The organism is Bacillus sp. J14TS2, from assembly GCF_018333015.1.
GTDB lineage: Bacteria > Bacillota > Bacilli > Bacillales > Bacillaceae_C > Lederbergia.
Genome location: NZ_BORE01000011.1, coordinates 94082 through 107563, shown reverse-complemented (window position 1 = coordinate 107563; position 13482 = coordinate 94082). Strand labels below are relative to the sequence as shown.

Sequence of the window (13482 nt, the reverse complement as noted above, 5' to 3'; positions counted from 1 at the left end):
ATGTCATCTAAATTAATTCGTGGAACATTTATATTAACGCTCGGTACAATTTTATCAAAGATATTAGGTCTTTTCTATGTTATCCCTTTTAAAGCGATTATTGGTGGGGAAAGTGCCTATGCGCTATATTCATATGGGTATAATCCTTATACGATCTTTATTAGTATTGCCACAGCTGGTGTTCCAATGGCTGTATCCAAATATATTGCGAAATATAATGCATTAGGTGAATATGAGGTGGGGCATCGGCTATTCCGCTCAGGTTTGATTGTAATGACGCTGACTGGAGTTGTTTCTTTTTTCGTGATGTACGGGTTAGCGACACCGATCGCGGAAATGGTCTTAAAAGGAGCAGAAACGGATTTTACCACTGAAGACGTGGCCTCTGTTGTTAGAGCTGTCAGCTTTGCTTTACTTGTGATCCCAGCGATGAGCTTAATTCGTGGCTTTTTCCAAGGTAACCAATCAATGGGCCCATCTGCTGTATCCACTGTGATTGAACAATTAGCGAGAATTATTTTCTTATTAGCAGGAAGTTTTATGGTCATCTATATCCTGAAGGGGAGTGTTGTGACAGCGATTGGGACGGCGACCTTTGCCGCCTTTATCGGCGGGATTGCCAGTCTTATTGTCCTGCTATGGTATTGGAAAAAACGCAAACCGAAATTAGACGAGCAACGTCTGCAAAGTAAAGGTGACCTCACTGTTTCTCTAGGGAGTATGTATAAGGAAATTCTTATTTACGCTTTTCCTTTTGTGATGGTCGGTATTGCCAATCCATTGTATACCTTAATAGATCAATTTACATTTAACCGAGCGATGGCGGCTGGAAACCAAGTCGTTAATTACTTAGATGCCTACGGAACTTTAACCTTAAACCATAAATTGGTCATTATCCCGGTATCTTTAGCCACAGCTTTTGCCATGACGCTGGTTCCTTTAATTACGGAATCCTTCGTCAATTCAGACCGAAAGATTCTTTTTCGCCAGCTGGATCAGACGCTGCAAGTTTTATTATTTATTACATTGCCTGCATCATTGGGCTTGATGATTTTGGCGGAACCCTTTTATACCGTATTTTATGGCTATTCAGATCTAGGGACAGAGGTGCTAAAAACCTATGCGCCTGTCGCGATTTTATTTGCTTTATATTCCGTAACCGCGGCGATCCTGCAAGGCATTAATGAACAACGTTTCACGATCTTAAGTCTGTTAACAGGAATTCTAATAAAATTAAGCTTAAATATCCCGCTTATCGAAGCCTTTGGTACAGAAGGAGCGATTTATGCAACAACGCTTGGTTATTTCGTTTCGATTGCGATTAACTTAGTTGTGATTAAAATCTTTTCCAAGTATCCATTAAGACTTGTCTATAGAAGAGTGCTGTTAATTATTATTTTTAATGTTGCGATGTTAGTGCCTGTATACTTTGTGTACCTTGGACTTCATTCTATTATGAATCCAGAATCAAGGCTGCAAGGATTATTGCTGATCTTTATTTGCGCTGCAGTTGGAGCGATGATTTATGGCTATCTGGGCTTAAAATCTGGATTGGCTGATCGGTTATTTGGGGAGCGATTGACAAGGTTTAAGAAGAAGCTGGGAATGAATTAAAACCCTATAACATAGCATAAACGGGCAGTGCTTTACACCTAAAGAACAAGGTGGGCAACTGCCCATAACGATACATATGTGATCAGGATGGGCGTCATCCTTGGGATGAATAGACGAAGAAATAGGATCAATCCGAGTGGATACACTTCCAAAACCTTTTAAGAATTAATAATATCCAGTTTCTTCATATTCTGGTCGACCTGGATGACCTGGAAACCCTGGATGGCCTCCTTGACCTTCCAAGCGCGATACTCTGCGGTCAAGCCGATTAATTTGCCGCTCTAGTCTTCTGACCTGATTTTCTAATTGATCGACTCTCCGATCAAGAGAGGAATGATTTGGCATCCCAGGAAAGAATTTTGCTTGCATTTCATCTTGAGGGTTTTGTGAAAATTCCTCATATGAGGGCTGTTGCGGCATATTCCCTTGAAATTGTGGCATCATTTGGCCTGGAAACGGCATTTGATTAGAAAACGGCATAGGCATTTGTTGGCGAAAACTCATTTATACGTCACTCCATTTCATTATCTCTTCCACCATCAGCCTATGTAGGAGTTTATAAAGCGTATGGGCATGGGCCTAAAGAAATGAAATATTGTATTTTCACAGAAAGGAGGTTTTTTGATGAGAATTGATAAGCTTTTGGCAAATACGGACTATGGTAGCCGGAAAGAAGTAAAAAAGCTTTTGAAAAGTGGAAGTGTCACAGTGGAAGGGGATATTGTAAAAGATCCGAAAACACAAGTGATTCCTGAACAACAATCGATTTATGTCAATGGAGAAGAAGTTCATTACCGTGAATATATTTATTTAATGATGAATAAACCCGCTGATGTGATTTCGGCAACCGAGGATGTACGTGAAAAAACCGTGATCGATTTATTGCATCCAGATGATGCGGTGATGTCCCCGTTCCCAGTGGGCCGATTGGATAAGGATACGGAAGGGCTATTGCTATTAACCAATGATGGAAAGCTAGCCCATCAACTTCTTTCGCCTAAAAAAGATGTGCCGAAAACCTATTTTGCTGTAGTTAAAGGGCTTGTCAGTGAAGACGATAAACATGCCTTTCAACAGGGTGTTATCTTAGATGACGGGTACGAGACAAAGCCTGGGTTTTTAGAAATCTTAAAAGCTGGTGAAAGATCAGATATTGAATTAACGATTACAGAGGGGAAATTCCATCAAGTCAAAAGAATGTTTGCGGCTGTAGGAAAACAAGTCATCTATTTGAAGCGCATTTCCATGGGACGATTGCAGTTGGATGAAGAATTGGCGCTTGGAGAATATCGTGCATTAACAGAAGAAGAAGTAATGCAATTGCAAAATATCGCAATAAAATAACTGCCCTCCATCTATGATGGGCAGTCTTTATTATTTTATAAAGAATAATCAAGAATCTGACAAACATGACACTTTGAATGCTTTCATTTGCTTGGTCAATTGCCCTTAATAACCTGCGAAAGGTCACTGCTTCATAAGCAGACTGGTCGTGGGCGTTATGTTACTTTCACTTTTTTCTTTGTTGTTGTCCATTTTCCGCGTCTCGGGCTACTGATTAGGTCATTGTACTCTAACACATTCAAATCCCTTTGAATGGTGCGAGGAGTGCTTCCAAATTCATTCACAATTTCTCGTGTTGTGACAGTACCATTTTCTAAGATGTATAAGTAAATGGATTTGACCCTGGTAAGCATTCTATTCGTTGACGGTTTCAATAAAACCACTCCCTCATCTTTAATCCCATGGCAGTCGGTTGACATCTTGCCTAGTTAAAGAGATGGTAATTTCCCGCAGACAACTCCTTTTAAATGATGTTCAAAAATGAGGAGCAAAGGCTAAATTCACGACATTCTGTCGCTTCCCTTACACCAGTACTTCCTGTACGTCGCAACGCCTCTATGAGCTACGTCCTGCAGGTCTCCGATAAAAATGACACTCGATGTTTGTTTCTCTAGTCGACGAGCCATTTTAATCCTCTTTGAACAACCACTTTAAGTATATTCTATTTTCAGACACTTACATTTTAACGTATTTATCAAAAAATGAAAAGGGGAAAGTGCTCTTTTTAGTATATTGCGGAACTTTTTAGACATTTATTCGTAGATGTAGAGATAGATCATGATGATAGTAGGGAGTGAGCTTGTGGCGTTATTAGAGGTAAACATACAACAAGCAGGTTATCAACTAAACAAGGGAACAATTACCAATATAGACTTTTCCATTGGACAAGGTGAGTTGCTCGGAATGATTGGAGCAAATGGTGCGGGGAAAAGTACAACGATTAAAGCGATTCTGGATGAATTACCTTTTGTAGAAGGAGAGATTTTAAAAGAGCAAGGGAGGAAGCTTTCCTATATTCCTGAACGCCCTTTATATTATCAAGAACTCACTCTTTGGGAGCATTTCGAATTTGTGGCAGCTGTCGAAGAGTTGGAAGAAGAGACGCTCCACTATGCGAAGGACATATTAAGAAAATTTCGCTTATCCGCCCATCTTCATGAATTTCCTGGGAATTTTTCTAAGGGGATGCAGCAAAAAGGGATGCTGGCGCTGGCCTTATTTACAAAACCAGATTTACTAATCATTGATGAGCCATTTATGGGACTTGATCCTGGATCAACTAAGCTCCTCTTAGATCTTCTAGAAGAAGAACGAAGCAAAGGCAAGGGGATTCTAATGTGCACCCATATTTTAGATACAGCGCAAAGAATGTGTGATTCCTTTATCATTATTGAAAATGGAAGAATGAAAGCGAAAGGGGGTTTAAACGAGGTTTTACAACAATGTGGTTCAACCGACGGCAGTCTCTATTCATGTTTGGATCTAGAGGATGAAGAAGATGAAGAGTAGAAAGTTGTTTTGGATGAGGTTGAAACAAGGCTGGGAGCATCGGTATGATACGATTAAATCGATTATTGATTGGACTGTGTTTGTTTATTTTATCCTGCCGGCAACTGTTATTTCTTTTTTCATATATCGTTCCTGGTGGATAGAACTGCCCAGCTGGATAGACGGAATGTCGATTCACATGCTCGCATTGTTTTTCCTCCTATTATGGGGGGAACATTTCCACACATATGTGCGGGAAGCCGATCGAATCTTTCTTAGAAAAAATAAAAAGCTGTTTCTGCAATTAAAACAATGGGGGATTTTCTATTCTTATTGCTTCCAATGGTTGTCTGTTGTAGGACTTGGAATTGCCATTGCCCCATTTTGGTACCAGCGTTTCCATCTACATACAAAGGATTTTCTTCTTTTTGCTGGACTTTGGGTATCTTTAAAATGGTTGATTATGTCGATAAAAGGGAAATTGAATGTGCAAGTGCGTGGTTGGCGAAGTCTGTTAAGAGGCATTCCAGTTGTGATGGGAGCCTTGATTATCTGGGAGCTTGGTTTTTGGTTGTTTACACATCAGAATAATGGTTGGCTTTTCCTCCTGATTTTACTTAATACAGGGAGTTCGTTTTTCTTTGTACGCCAGCGTTTTTCTTCTGTTCATAACTTTGAACAAGACTTAGCCATTGATGAACTTGAGAAAAATAAATATACGGAAACAATTTTTCAACTTTCGATGGACATTGAAAAACCAAGGTTTTCGAGTAATCGAACGAAGCCGCGACTATACGCACAATCGAACCGATTGTTTAAGAGGCGTAATCAGAAAACGGGCTATTTGGAATTATTTATCAAAGCCTTTACCCGCGATTCACAGTATATTTTGCAATACTTTCAGATTATCAGTGTAACTGGAGCAGCGATTGTCCTCTTACCGCCCTTATGGTTAAAAATAACGGTCATGATTTCAGGCGTGCTTTTTCTAATCACATGGATTGGGAACGCGTGGCGCAGAACAGTTGAAGAACATCCCTTTGCCAGAAAATATCCTCAGGAAGTCGGCTATTTTCAAGCAAAAAAACTTGTCGCATCAGTATTGCTTATTCCATTTATTATCATTGTTGTCCTGCTCGTGATTGTAAGGTTTTTTCTTTTCACACAAATTCCAAATTTATGAAATACAAAAAAAGGTATATAATAGGAAAAGACAATTTTTAATAAAGGAGTCATGATCAGAATGGCGAAAATAGATTGGAAAGCAGAAGTGGAAAAAAGAAAAGATACCATTCTCGCGGATTTACAAGGACTTCTTCAAATTCCAAGTGTGCTAGACGAGACGAAAGCAACAGCGGAAGCTCCCTTTGGGGAAACGGTTAAAAGAGCACTGGATTATATGCTTGAGCTTGGTCAACGAGATGGTTTTTTAACGAAAAATACAGGCGATGTGGCCGGGCATGTAGAGACTGGTAAAGGACAGGGCTTAATTGGTGTTCTAGGGCATGTTGATGTTGTTCCAGCAGGAGACGGTTGGTCGGATGATCCTTTTTCTGGGGTTGTCAAGGATGGGAAAATCTATGCTAGAGGCGCAATTGATGACAAAGGACCAACGATGGCCGCTTATTATGGAATGAAAATTGTGAAAGAACTAGGTCTGCCTCTTGAAAAAAGGGTTCGTCTGATTATTGGGACTGACGAGGAAAGTGATTGGCGCTGTGTGGATCACTATTTCAAAGAGGAAGAAATGCCAGAAATGGGATTTGCTCCTGACGCAGATTTCCCCATTATTATCGCAGAAAAGGGAATTGCTGACTTTGATCTTGTTCAAGATATAAAGGGTACGGATGATACGAGCGCGCCGATTACCTTATTATCCTTTGTTTCTGGATTACGCTATAATATGGTCCCTGATCATGCTAAGGCGATTCTTGATATCAAAGATGGCAAAACAGATATTATTCAAATGTTCGAAGATTTCTTGGATACCCAGGAGCTAACTGGAAAATATTATGTAGAAAGCGGCTATTCAATTATGGAGATTCATGGTGTAAGTGCCCATGGTTCAGAACCGGATAAAGGCAAAAATGCCGGATTATTATTAGCCAATTTTTTATCTACACTTACGCTTGATGAGAGAGGAACAGAATATGTAAAAGCAGCTGTGGATTTCTTTTTTGGCGATTCACATGGACGTGCACTTGGAGTTGCGTATGAAGATGATATCTCAGGTGAATTGACGATCAATGTTGGAAAAATGTCTTATAACGAACATGAAGGCGGTCAGTTTGGCATTACAATGCGCTATCCGGTTACTTTTAACCATGAGAAGGGGAAGAAATCGATTCAGAAGGTATGCAAAGAATCAGGCTTCCAGCTCGGGCAATATACAGATTCTAAACCCCATCATGTGCCGAAGGATTCTCCTCTTATCCAAACATTACAGGCTGTCTATGAAGAACAAACCGGAGAAAATGCGGAACTGTTAGCGATTGGTGGGGGAACCTATGCAAGATCGCTTGATTCCGGAGTGGCTTTTGGGGCGTTGTTTCCAGGGCGTCCAGATGTTGCTCACCAAAAGGATGAATATATGGAATTAGCCGACCTTTGGCAAGCTACGGCTATTTACGCACAAGCCATATATGAGTTAGCAAAAGAAAAGTAAAGGGGAATGGTTATGGGAAAAGTATTGGTGAATGATCAATTAATTGAGCGTACTGACGCTGTTGTTGATATAGAAGACCGCGGCTACCAATTTGGCGATGGGGTATATGAAGTCATCCGGGTTTATGGTGGTGAGGCTTTTACAGCTGATGAGCATTTGGAACGTTTTTTTCAAAGTGCCGAAAAAATTAAAATGGAAATGCCTTTTGATAAACAGCAAATATATAACTTCATCAAGCAGTTGATCTTGAAGAATCAGCTTCAAGATGGGTCGATTTACATGCAGGTGACTAGAGGTGCATCACCTAGGAATCATCTATTTCCAGGAAGTGATATCAAGCCAGTGTTAACTGCATACACAAAGGAAGTGCCTAGACCCGAGGAAATGCTTGAAAAGGGTGTAAAAGCGATGATAGCAGAGGATATCCGTTGGCTGCGCTGTGATATCAAAAGCTTGAATCTTTTACCAAATGTTTTAGCCAAACAAGAAGCAACCGAGCAAGGGTGTTATGAAGCAATTCTCCACCGTGACGGAACGGTAACAGAAGGCTCTTCATCCAATGCATATATCGTAAAAGATGGTAAAATCACCACACATCCAGCAACCAATTTTATTTTAAATGGGATCACTCGCCAAGTGATTGTGAAACTTTGCCAATCCCATCAAATTCCGATCGCTGAGGAGACATTTCAATTAGAAGATTTAAAAGCAGCAGATGAAATCTTTATTTCCAGCACTACCTCTGAAGTAATGCCGATTGTCCAGCTTGACGGTCAATCCATAGGAGATGGGAAACCAGGTCCACTGACAAAAAAATTGCAGTCCTTGTTTTTAGAAGAAATTAAAGCCATAAAAACTCAAAAAATGTAAATGCAATCCGATGTTTAGGAAGAGACTACTAAACATCGGATTTTTCTAAGAAAAGCGCAGCCGCTAGGCGATGGAGCTGGACGAAGAAAAGCGCAAGGAGGATGATCATGATGGCGGAACATTATTTTTTTGCATTGGCATTGCCAGATCCAATTAAAGAAGAGTTAGCTGTATTAAGTAAAAAGTTAAAAATTGCCTTTCCTTTTAAAAAGTGGGTCCATCCTGCAGATTATCATATTACCTTAGCTTTTCTAGGAGCAGCAGATAAAGAAAAACGAGAGAGTGCGATAAAGAATATTGAGAAGAATCTTTTCGAATTCAAAGCCTTTTCTCTAGAAATAACACATCTGGATACGTTTGGTCAGCGGATTTTTTGGGCAGGGGTAAATCATTCAAAAAATTTATTGGATGCGCAAAAACAGATATATACATCTTGCCAAAATGCTGGTTTTTCCTTAGAAGAACGTCGTTTTCATCCTCATATTACATTGGCGCGTAAATGGCCTGGTGAACAGAGGTTAAAGAAGGAAATGTTTAGTGTGTATGATCCTTCCCTCTCATTTTTAGCGAATGAAGTGATTTTATATCGAACACATCCAGAAAAAACACCAAAATACGTAAAAGTAAAGACATTCTCCCTCTCTCATTCATAATGGGGTATAATGGATGTAATAAGTAAGGAAGGTTATAGATAAATGGCTCAATTATTAAAACTGCAAGACTATGTTTCACGTTATGAAACAGACTTATCGCGTTATCCTTCTCAATTCATTCGTCTAAAAAAACAACAATGGCTCAAAATCAAACAAGCCTGGGAAACCGGGGTGCCTTCCCAATCAAATTCGGTGGAAATAGACAGTGTTCCTGAAGAGGAGAAAAGATTTCGATCGCTGAAAAAGTTGTTTAAAAGAAAGACAAATGCCATTGAAATTCCAATAGAAGCTTATGAAGAAAATAAGACTCCACAAGATAAAGAGGAAGATTTTGAGTTTTCAACCCCTCTACATGTACAAACAGAAACGGAATTAAAGCAAAGCTTTCTTGATCATTTATTGCTTTTTCAGTTAAAATGGGCAAGCTCAACCGTAATGGAAAAATCATTTGTTGATCGACGGTTTTATATAGATGAACGATTAAAACATTTCCTCCAACGTTTTCCGGATAATTACTTTCTCTTTTATGAACCGATTTTTTTATTGAAAAAAGCGCCAGTTGAGCTGGACGTTCTATTGCTCACACCAACTGAAATATGGTGTTTGACGTTTATTGAGCAGTCGAATCAGGCAGCCTATCTTGGGGAAAATCAACATTTCTGGAAGATGAAGGTGAGAGATAAAGAAAAGAAGGTTTTGAATCCCGTGATGGCAGTGAACCGAATGGAGAAAATTGTTAAGCAGATTTTTCAATTGTATGAAGTGGCATTACCGATACGTAAAGCAATTGTATCTCGGAATGGTTTTATTGATTACCCAGATGTTGCAGGGGATATAGCGATTTTAGACCAGCGTACATATGGGGAATGGTTCGAAAGGGCAAGAAAAACACCATCTCCCATTAAGATGATGCAAATCCGGGCGGCGAAATCGTTATTAGAATATGGGCAAACGACTTCTTTTCAAAGACCAAACTGGGAATCTGAATGATAGAGACTTTTATAAAATCATACATTTCGGCTAATGCTGGATCTAGCTCTAGGCGCCATCGGCTCGAGGCTCGCAGGAGCGAGTCCATCGGCGTTTCGCCAGGACGGCGCGAACTTAGCCGATGTTCTGCATAATAACCTGGGACAAAGAAAGGCAAAGAATGCCTTTCTTTGTCCCAGAACATTTGCTTGTCGCCGATAGGCGGACACCTTACGCTTTTCTTAAGAAAATTAAACTTTCAGCAATTGCCACTTGACGAAAAATGACGATTAACGATAAAATTGGATAATACAGATGGCTATTCTAAAAGATAAGAAAGTATAATTTTGGCTAGTGTTTGGATCTAGCTCCAGACGCCATCGGCTCGAGGTCAAATAACCCGAGACAATGAAAGGCAAAGAACGCCTTTCTTTTTCTCAGAACATTTGCTTGTCGCCGATAAGCAAACGCCTTGTGCTTTTCTTATGAGTCAATAGCGATCTTTTTTTTCTTCTAATCAAAAGTTACAGATACGATACTACTATTTGTTGATATAATTGAAGGTGAAATTAGGTGGAACAATTATTGGGGCAGGATTGGGAAATTATACCTGCCGGTGGAGCAACCGGTGAAGCTTTTTTTGCAATCAAAGATAATCAGAAACTGTTTCTCAAACGAAATTCGTCCCCGTTTTTGGCTGTTTTATCAGCAGAGGGGATCGTCCCGAAGTTGGTCTGGACAAGAAGATTGGAAAACGGTGATGTCGTAACGGCCCAGCAATGTTTAGCCGGTAGAGAATTTTCAGCGGGAGAAATGGCAGGAGAAGAAGCGCCAAAGCTCTTAAGAAAAATACATGAATCAAAGCCACTTTTAAGTATGATGGCGCGGATGGAGAAAAAACCTTATGGACCCAATGTAATGCTTGAGGATATTAAGTTAACATTGGATCAAGAGTTATATGCCAATTCTACGATCAATAGGGCCCTTGATTTTCTTGAAAAAGAGTGGACAACTATACAATGCAATGATTGGGCTGTTTGCCATGGGGATGTGAATCATAATAATTGGTTGTTTTCCGACAAAGGAGAGACCTTTCTAATTGATTGGGATGGCGCCACGATCGCCGATCCCGCTTTCGATTTAGGAGTGCTTTTACATTGGTATGTCCCGAAAAATAAATGGTCTCACTGGTTACGTCATTATGGAAGTCCTCTTACCGCGAATCTTGAATGGCGGATGAAATGGTATACGATCGCCCATACTTTATTATCGATTCAATGGCATCAAACAAGAGGGCATTTGTTTGAAGTGAACTATTGGACAAAGGATTTAGACAATTATATGAGAAATGATTATGCTTGTTCTTATCCTCTCACTAAGCCTTTATGATAATGTATTGATAACATGCACCCACTGGGAAAGCTGGTCCTGGTGGGCATTTATATGTTGATCAAGATGACTTGAATTTTTTCCTGTTTGAGAATAGCTATATATATCATGTAAAAGAGGTTCCATTTCCTGGGGCACAGATTGATTCGCAAGTAAAGATTGGATTAACCGTTCTACTTGTTCATATTCTGAGACAGAGCCACAGCAGTCCTCTAAATGATTATTTAAAATATCTTGTAATAAATTGACTTGGTCTTGGTGATTTAAAGACATGCTTCTTCTTCCTTTCCAATGAGTTGCTTGTAGTTTGCGCAGATGAAAAGCCTTTATGCGTTGCTTGATTTTGGGAAAGGACGGGATCAAGATATTAGTATTATTTTTAACCATACGAAAATCAGAGGTGTTTTGAAACATGCGTGTAAGGTATAAACCGTGGGCAAAGGAAAAAATTGAAGAATATCCTCAATTTGTCATTCCCAACCCACAAGATTTTGCAGGCAAATGGGACGATCTGTTCGGGAATAATCAGCCGATCCATATCGAAGTGGGGACAGGGAAAGGACAGTTTATTTCGGAAATGGCACGCGCACATCCAGATATAAACTATATTGGAATCGAACTGCAACAAAGTGTGATTGTGACAGCACTAGATAAAGTATTGGCAGTGGATGTACCGAATGTAAAATTATTACATACGGATGGTGCCGATTTGCGTAGCTTCTTTGCAGAAGGGGATGTTGGGCGGGTTTATCTAAATTTTTCCGATCCCTGGCCGAAAAACCGCCATGAAAAAAGACGTTTAACTCATGAGTCCTTTTTAAAGATCTATGAAGATATCCTTGTGGACGAAGGCGAAATTCACTTCAAAACTGATAACCGCGGATTATTTGAATATTCACTTGTGAGCTTTTCTCATTACGGAATGAAGCTAAATGATGTATGGCTGGATTTACATGACAGCGATTATGAAGGCAACATCATGACGGAATACGAAGAGAAATTCACAGCAAAAGGCCATCCCATTTATCGCTGCGAAGTACAGTATATGAAATAAATTATTTAAACACATGAGACCATTTAAATGTTCATGTGTTTTTTACTATAAAAAAGTACAAAATATGTTCGGAACCAAAGGAGGAAAGAATGAGATGGAAAGATTACAAATCGGAGATATCACATTGAGGTGGTTAAATGGTGGAGATACGTTTATGGATGGGGGAGCAATGTTTGGGGTTGTTCCCAAGCCTTTATGGACACGGAAATACCCTGTAAATGAGAAGAATCAAATTGAGTTACGGTGTGATCCGATATTTTTGCAGGTGAATGGGAAAAATATTTTAATTGAAGCCGGCATTGGCAATGGAAAGCTAACGGATAAGCAGAAACGAAATTATGGAGTGTCAGAGGAATCGAAGATAGAAGCGGAACTAGAAAAGCTTGCTCTCACAGCGGCAGGTATTGATCTTGTGCTTATGACCCATCTTCATTTTGATCATGCTTGCGGATTAACGAAACCAACTGCTCATGGGTTTGTTTCAACATTTCCCAATGCAAAAATTTATACCTCGCAAGTAGAGTGGGATGAAATGCGCAACCCAAATATTCGCTCGCGTAATACATATTGGCCGGAGAATTGGCAAGCGATCGCCAATCAGGTGATTACCTTTCAAAACGACATTATCTTAGAAGATTGTATCCGCATGATTCATACAGGAGGTCATAGCGCTGGCCATTCCATCATCATGCTGGAAAGCGCTGGGGAAAAGCTTGTCCATATGGCTGATCTTATGCCAACCCATGCCCATCAAAATCCCTTATGGGTTCTTGCTTATGATGATTACCCGATGGATTCGATCCGTGAAAAGCAAAACTGGATTCCACAAGCGATTGATTCAGGTGCTTGGTTCAGTTTTTACCATGATGCTTATTATCGTGCCTTGAAGTGGAATACAACTGGAGACATTATGGCTACATTCGAGCGAGAGCGAGCAGATCAAGGAAAATTACTCAAGGATTTACACAAAAAATCATAAATATCAGTGAAACTTCAATCAGCGAGGGTCTTACTGCTAGTTAATGTGGAAGAAAATGCAGGAAGCACCATCCATTGGTGCCTCCTGCCCCTCCTTAAAGAGGATACACGTCCAAAACACTTCCAGTAAAGGCGTCCGCAATAAATTCAAATTGCTGACGTTCTCCGTCACGGGTGCGCATAATGCCACCACGATATACCTTCGTTTTGATCGCATGTTTTTGATAATCTTCAGGTTTCATCTGCATCCACGATCCGTCAATACTTCCTTCTTGTTTAAAAGCATGCTTAATATCGGCAAGTACCTTTTCACCAGATAAGGGGACTTGTTCTTCCATTATTTTTCGTAAACAATAGCCACCGATTAAGCCAGTAAGAGTTCCAGCAATAAACGATTTCCAATTCATTTTCTGCACCTCCACCTATCTATTTTTTCAGTATACAGGAATCAAGCAAAT

At 39.9% G+C, this 13482-nt stretch carries 15 protein-coding genes; 11 read left to right on the top strand and 4 right to left on the bottom strand.

The window, feature by feature from the left end:
• Entirely contained in the window at nt 1-1614 is a 1614-nt protein-coding gene (locus tag KI375_RS17420; RefSeq protein WP_207448588.1) for a putative polysaccharide biosynthesis protein, read from the top strand.
• A 165-nt stretch (nt 1615-1779) separates the two neighbouring features.
• Here the strand turns inward: KI375_RS17420 and KI375_RS17415 are convergent, their stop codons facing one another.
• Entirely contained in the window at nt 1780-2118 is a 339-nt protein-coding gene (locus tag KI375_RS17415) for a hypothetical protein (RefSeq protein WP_207448586.1), read from the bottom strand.
• 120 nt (nt 2119-2238) lie between these two features.
• Here KI375_RS17415 and KI375_RS17410 point away from each other — a divergent pair, with 120 nt between their 5' ends.
• Complete coding sequence (locus KI375_RS17410; RefSeq protein ID WP_212974735.1) at nt 2239-2958, top strand: pseudouridine synthase; 720 nt, start codon at nt 2239-2241, stop codon at nt 2956-2958.
• A gap of 155 nt (nt 2959-3113) precedes the next feature.
• On the opposite strand, the gene KI375_RS17405 is transcribed toward KI375_RS17410, so the two are convergent.
• Complete coding sequence (locus KI375_RS17405) at nt 3114-3332, bottom strand: DeoR family transcriptional regulator (protein ID WP_207448582.1); 219 nt, start codon at nt 3330-3332, stop codon at nt 3114-3116.
• A 403-nt stretch (nt 3333-3735) separates the two neighbouring features.
• On the opposite strand from KI375_RS17405, the gene KI375_RS17400 reads away from it, so the two are divergent.
• The 7 genes from KI375_RS17400 to KI375_RS17370 all read left to right on the top strand — a co-directional run bounded on the left by KI375_RS17400 (nt 3736) and on the right by KI375_RS17370 (nt 10992).
• A complete protein-coding gene (locus KI375_RS17400) occupies nt 3736-4467 on the top strand; it encodes an ATP-binding cassette domain-containing protein (protein WP_244852793.1) in 732 nt (243 codons plus the stop codon).
• Complete coding sequence (locus KI375_RS17395; RefSeq protein WP_212974734.1) at nt 4457-5629, top strand: ABC transporter permease; 1173 nt, start codon at nt 4457-4459, stop codon at nt 5627-5629. Before KI375_RS17400 ends, KI375_RS17395 begins: the two co-directional genes overlap by 11 nt.
• Nucleotides 5630-5689: 60 nt before the next feature.
• The gene (pepV, locus tag KI375_RS17390; protein ID WP_212974733.1) at nt 5690-7111 is read left to right on the top strand and encodes a dipeptidase PepV; all 1422 of its coding nucleotides are present in this window, start codon (nt 5690-5692) and stop codon (nt 7109-7111) included.
• Nucleotides 7112-7123: 12 nt separating this feature from the next.
• On the top strand, nt 7124-7981 hold the full coding sequence (dat, locus tag KI375_RS17385; protein WP_212974732.1) for a D-amino-acid transaminase: 858 nt from the start codon (nt 7124-7126) through the stop codon (nt 7979-7981).
• A gap of 110 nt (nt 7982-8091) precedes the next feature.
• On the top strand, nt 8092-8634 hold the full coding sequence (thpR, locus tag KI375_RS17380) for an RNA 2',3'-cyclic phosphodiesterase (RefSeq protein WP_244852791.1): 543 nt from the start codon (nt 8092-8094) through the stop codon (nt 8632-8634).
• Between the two features lie 42 nt (nt 8635-8676).
• Nucleotides 8677-9624 carry a nuclease-related domain-containing protein gene (locus KI375_RS17375; protein WP_212974730.1) on the top strand — a complete coding sequence of 316 codons (948 nt, stop codon included), beginning with the start codon at nt 8677-8679 and terminating at the stop codon, nt 9622-9624.
• Between the two features lie 552 nt (nt 9625-10176).
• Entirely contained in the window at nt 10177-10992 is an 816-nt protein-coding gene (locus KI375_RS17370; RefSeq protein WP_212974729.1) for a phosphotransferase family protein, read from the top strand.
• On the opposite strand, the gene KI375_RS17365 is transcribed toward KI375_RS17370, so the two are convergent.
• Nucleotides 10987-11265 (bottom strand): YtzH-like family protein, encoded by a 279-nt coding sequence (locus KI375_RS17365; RefSeq protein ID WP_207448568.1) that lies wholly within the window; start codon nt 11263-11265, stop codon nt 10987-10989. The genes KI375_RS17370 and KI375_RS17365 overlap by 6 nt on opposite strands.
• 139 nt (nt 11266-11404) lie before the next feature.
• On the opposite strand from KI375_RS17365, the gene trmB reads away from it, so the two are divergent.
• A complete protein-coding gene (gene trmB / locus KI375_RS17360; RefSeq protein WP_212974728.1) occupies nt 11405-12046 on the top strand; it encodes a tRNA (guanosine(46)-N7)-methyltransferase TrmB in 642 nt (213 codons plus the stop codon).
• Nucleotides 12047-12140: 94 nt separating this feature from the next.
• Nucleotides 12141-13025 (top strand): YtnP family quorum-quenching lactonase, encoded by an 885-nt coding sequence (locus tag KI375_RS17355; protein WP_212974727.1) that lies wholly within the window; start codon nt 12141-12143, stop codon nt 13023-13025.
• A gap of 94 nt (nt 13026-13119) precedes the next feature.
• On the opposite strand, the gene KI375_RS17350 is transcribed toward KI375_RS17355, so the two are convergent.
• Nucleotides 13120-13431, bottom strand: coding sequence for a PepSY domain-containing protein (locus tag KI375_RS17350; protein WP_207448562.1), 312 nt, complete (start codon nt 13429-13431; stop codon nt 13120-13122).
• Nucleotides 13432-13482 lie beyond the last annotated feature (51 nt).

Excerpts from the sequence above, each read along its gene's own strand:
- KI375_RS17420 (WP_207448588.1), top strand. The coding sequence starts at position 1 with ATGTCATCTAAATTAATTCGTGGAACATTTATATTAACGCTCGGTACA.
- KI375_RS17415 (WP_207448586.1), bottom strand. The coding sequence starts at position 2,118 with ATGAGTTTTCGCCAACAAATGCCTATGCCGTTTTCTAATCAAATGCCG.
- KI375_RS17410 (WP_212974735.1), top strand. The coding sequence starts at position 2,239 with ATGAGAATTGATAAGCTTTTGGCAAATACGGACTATGGTAGCCGGAAA.
- KI375_RS17400 (WP_244852793.1), top strand. The coding sequence starts at position 3,736 with ATGATGATAGTAGGGAGTGAGCTTGTGGCGTTATTAGAGGTAAACATA.
- KI375_RS17395 (WP_212974734.1), top strand. The coding sequence starts at position 4,457 with ATGAAGAGTAGAAAGTTGTTTTGGATGAGGTTGAAACAAGGCTGGGAG.
- pepV (WP_212974733.1), top strand. The coding sequence starts at position 5,690 with ATGGCGAAAATAGATTGGAAAGCAGAAGTGGAAAAAAGAAAAGATACC.
- dat (WP_212974732.1), top strand. The coding sequence starts at position 7,124 with ATGGGAAAAGTATTGGTGAATGATCAATTAATTGAGCGTACTGACGCT.
- thpR (WP_244852791.1), top strand. The coding sequence starts at position 8,092 with ATGGCGGAACATTATTTTTTTGCATTGGCATTGCCAGATCCAATTAAA.
- KI375_RS17375 (WP_212974730.1), top strand. The coding sequence starts at position 8,677 with ATGGCTCAATTATTAAAACTGCAAGACTATGTTTCACGTTATGAAACA.
- KI375_RS17365 (WP_207448568.1), bottom strand. The coding sequence starts at position 11,265 with ATGTCTTTAAATCACCAAGACCAAGTCAATTTATTACAAGATATTTTA.
- trmB (WP_212974728.1), top strand. The coding sequence starts at position 11,405 with ATGCGTGTAAGGTATAAACCGTGGGCAAAGGAAAAAATTGAAGAATAT.
- KI375_RS17355 (WP_212974727.1), top strand. The coding sequence starts at position 12,141 with ATGGAAAGATTACAAATCGGAGATATCACATTGAGGTGGTTAAATGGT.
- KI375_RS17350 (WP_207448562.1), bottom strand. The coding sequence starts at position 13,431 with ATGAATTGGAAATCGTTTATTGCTGGAACTCTTACTGGCTTAATCGGT.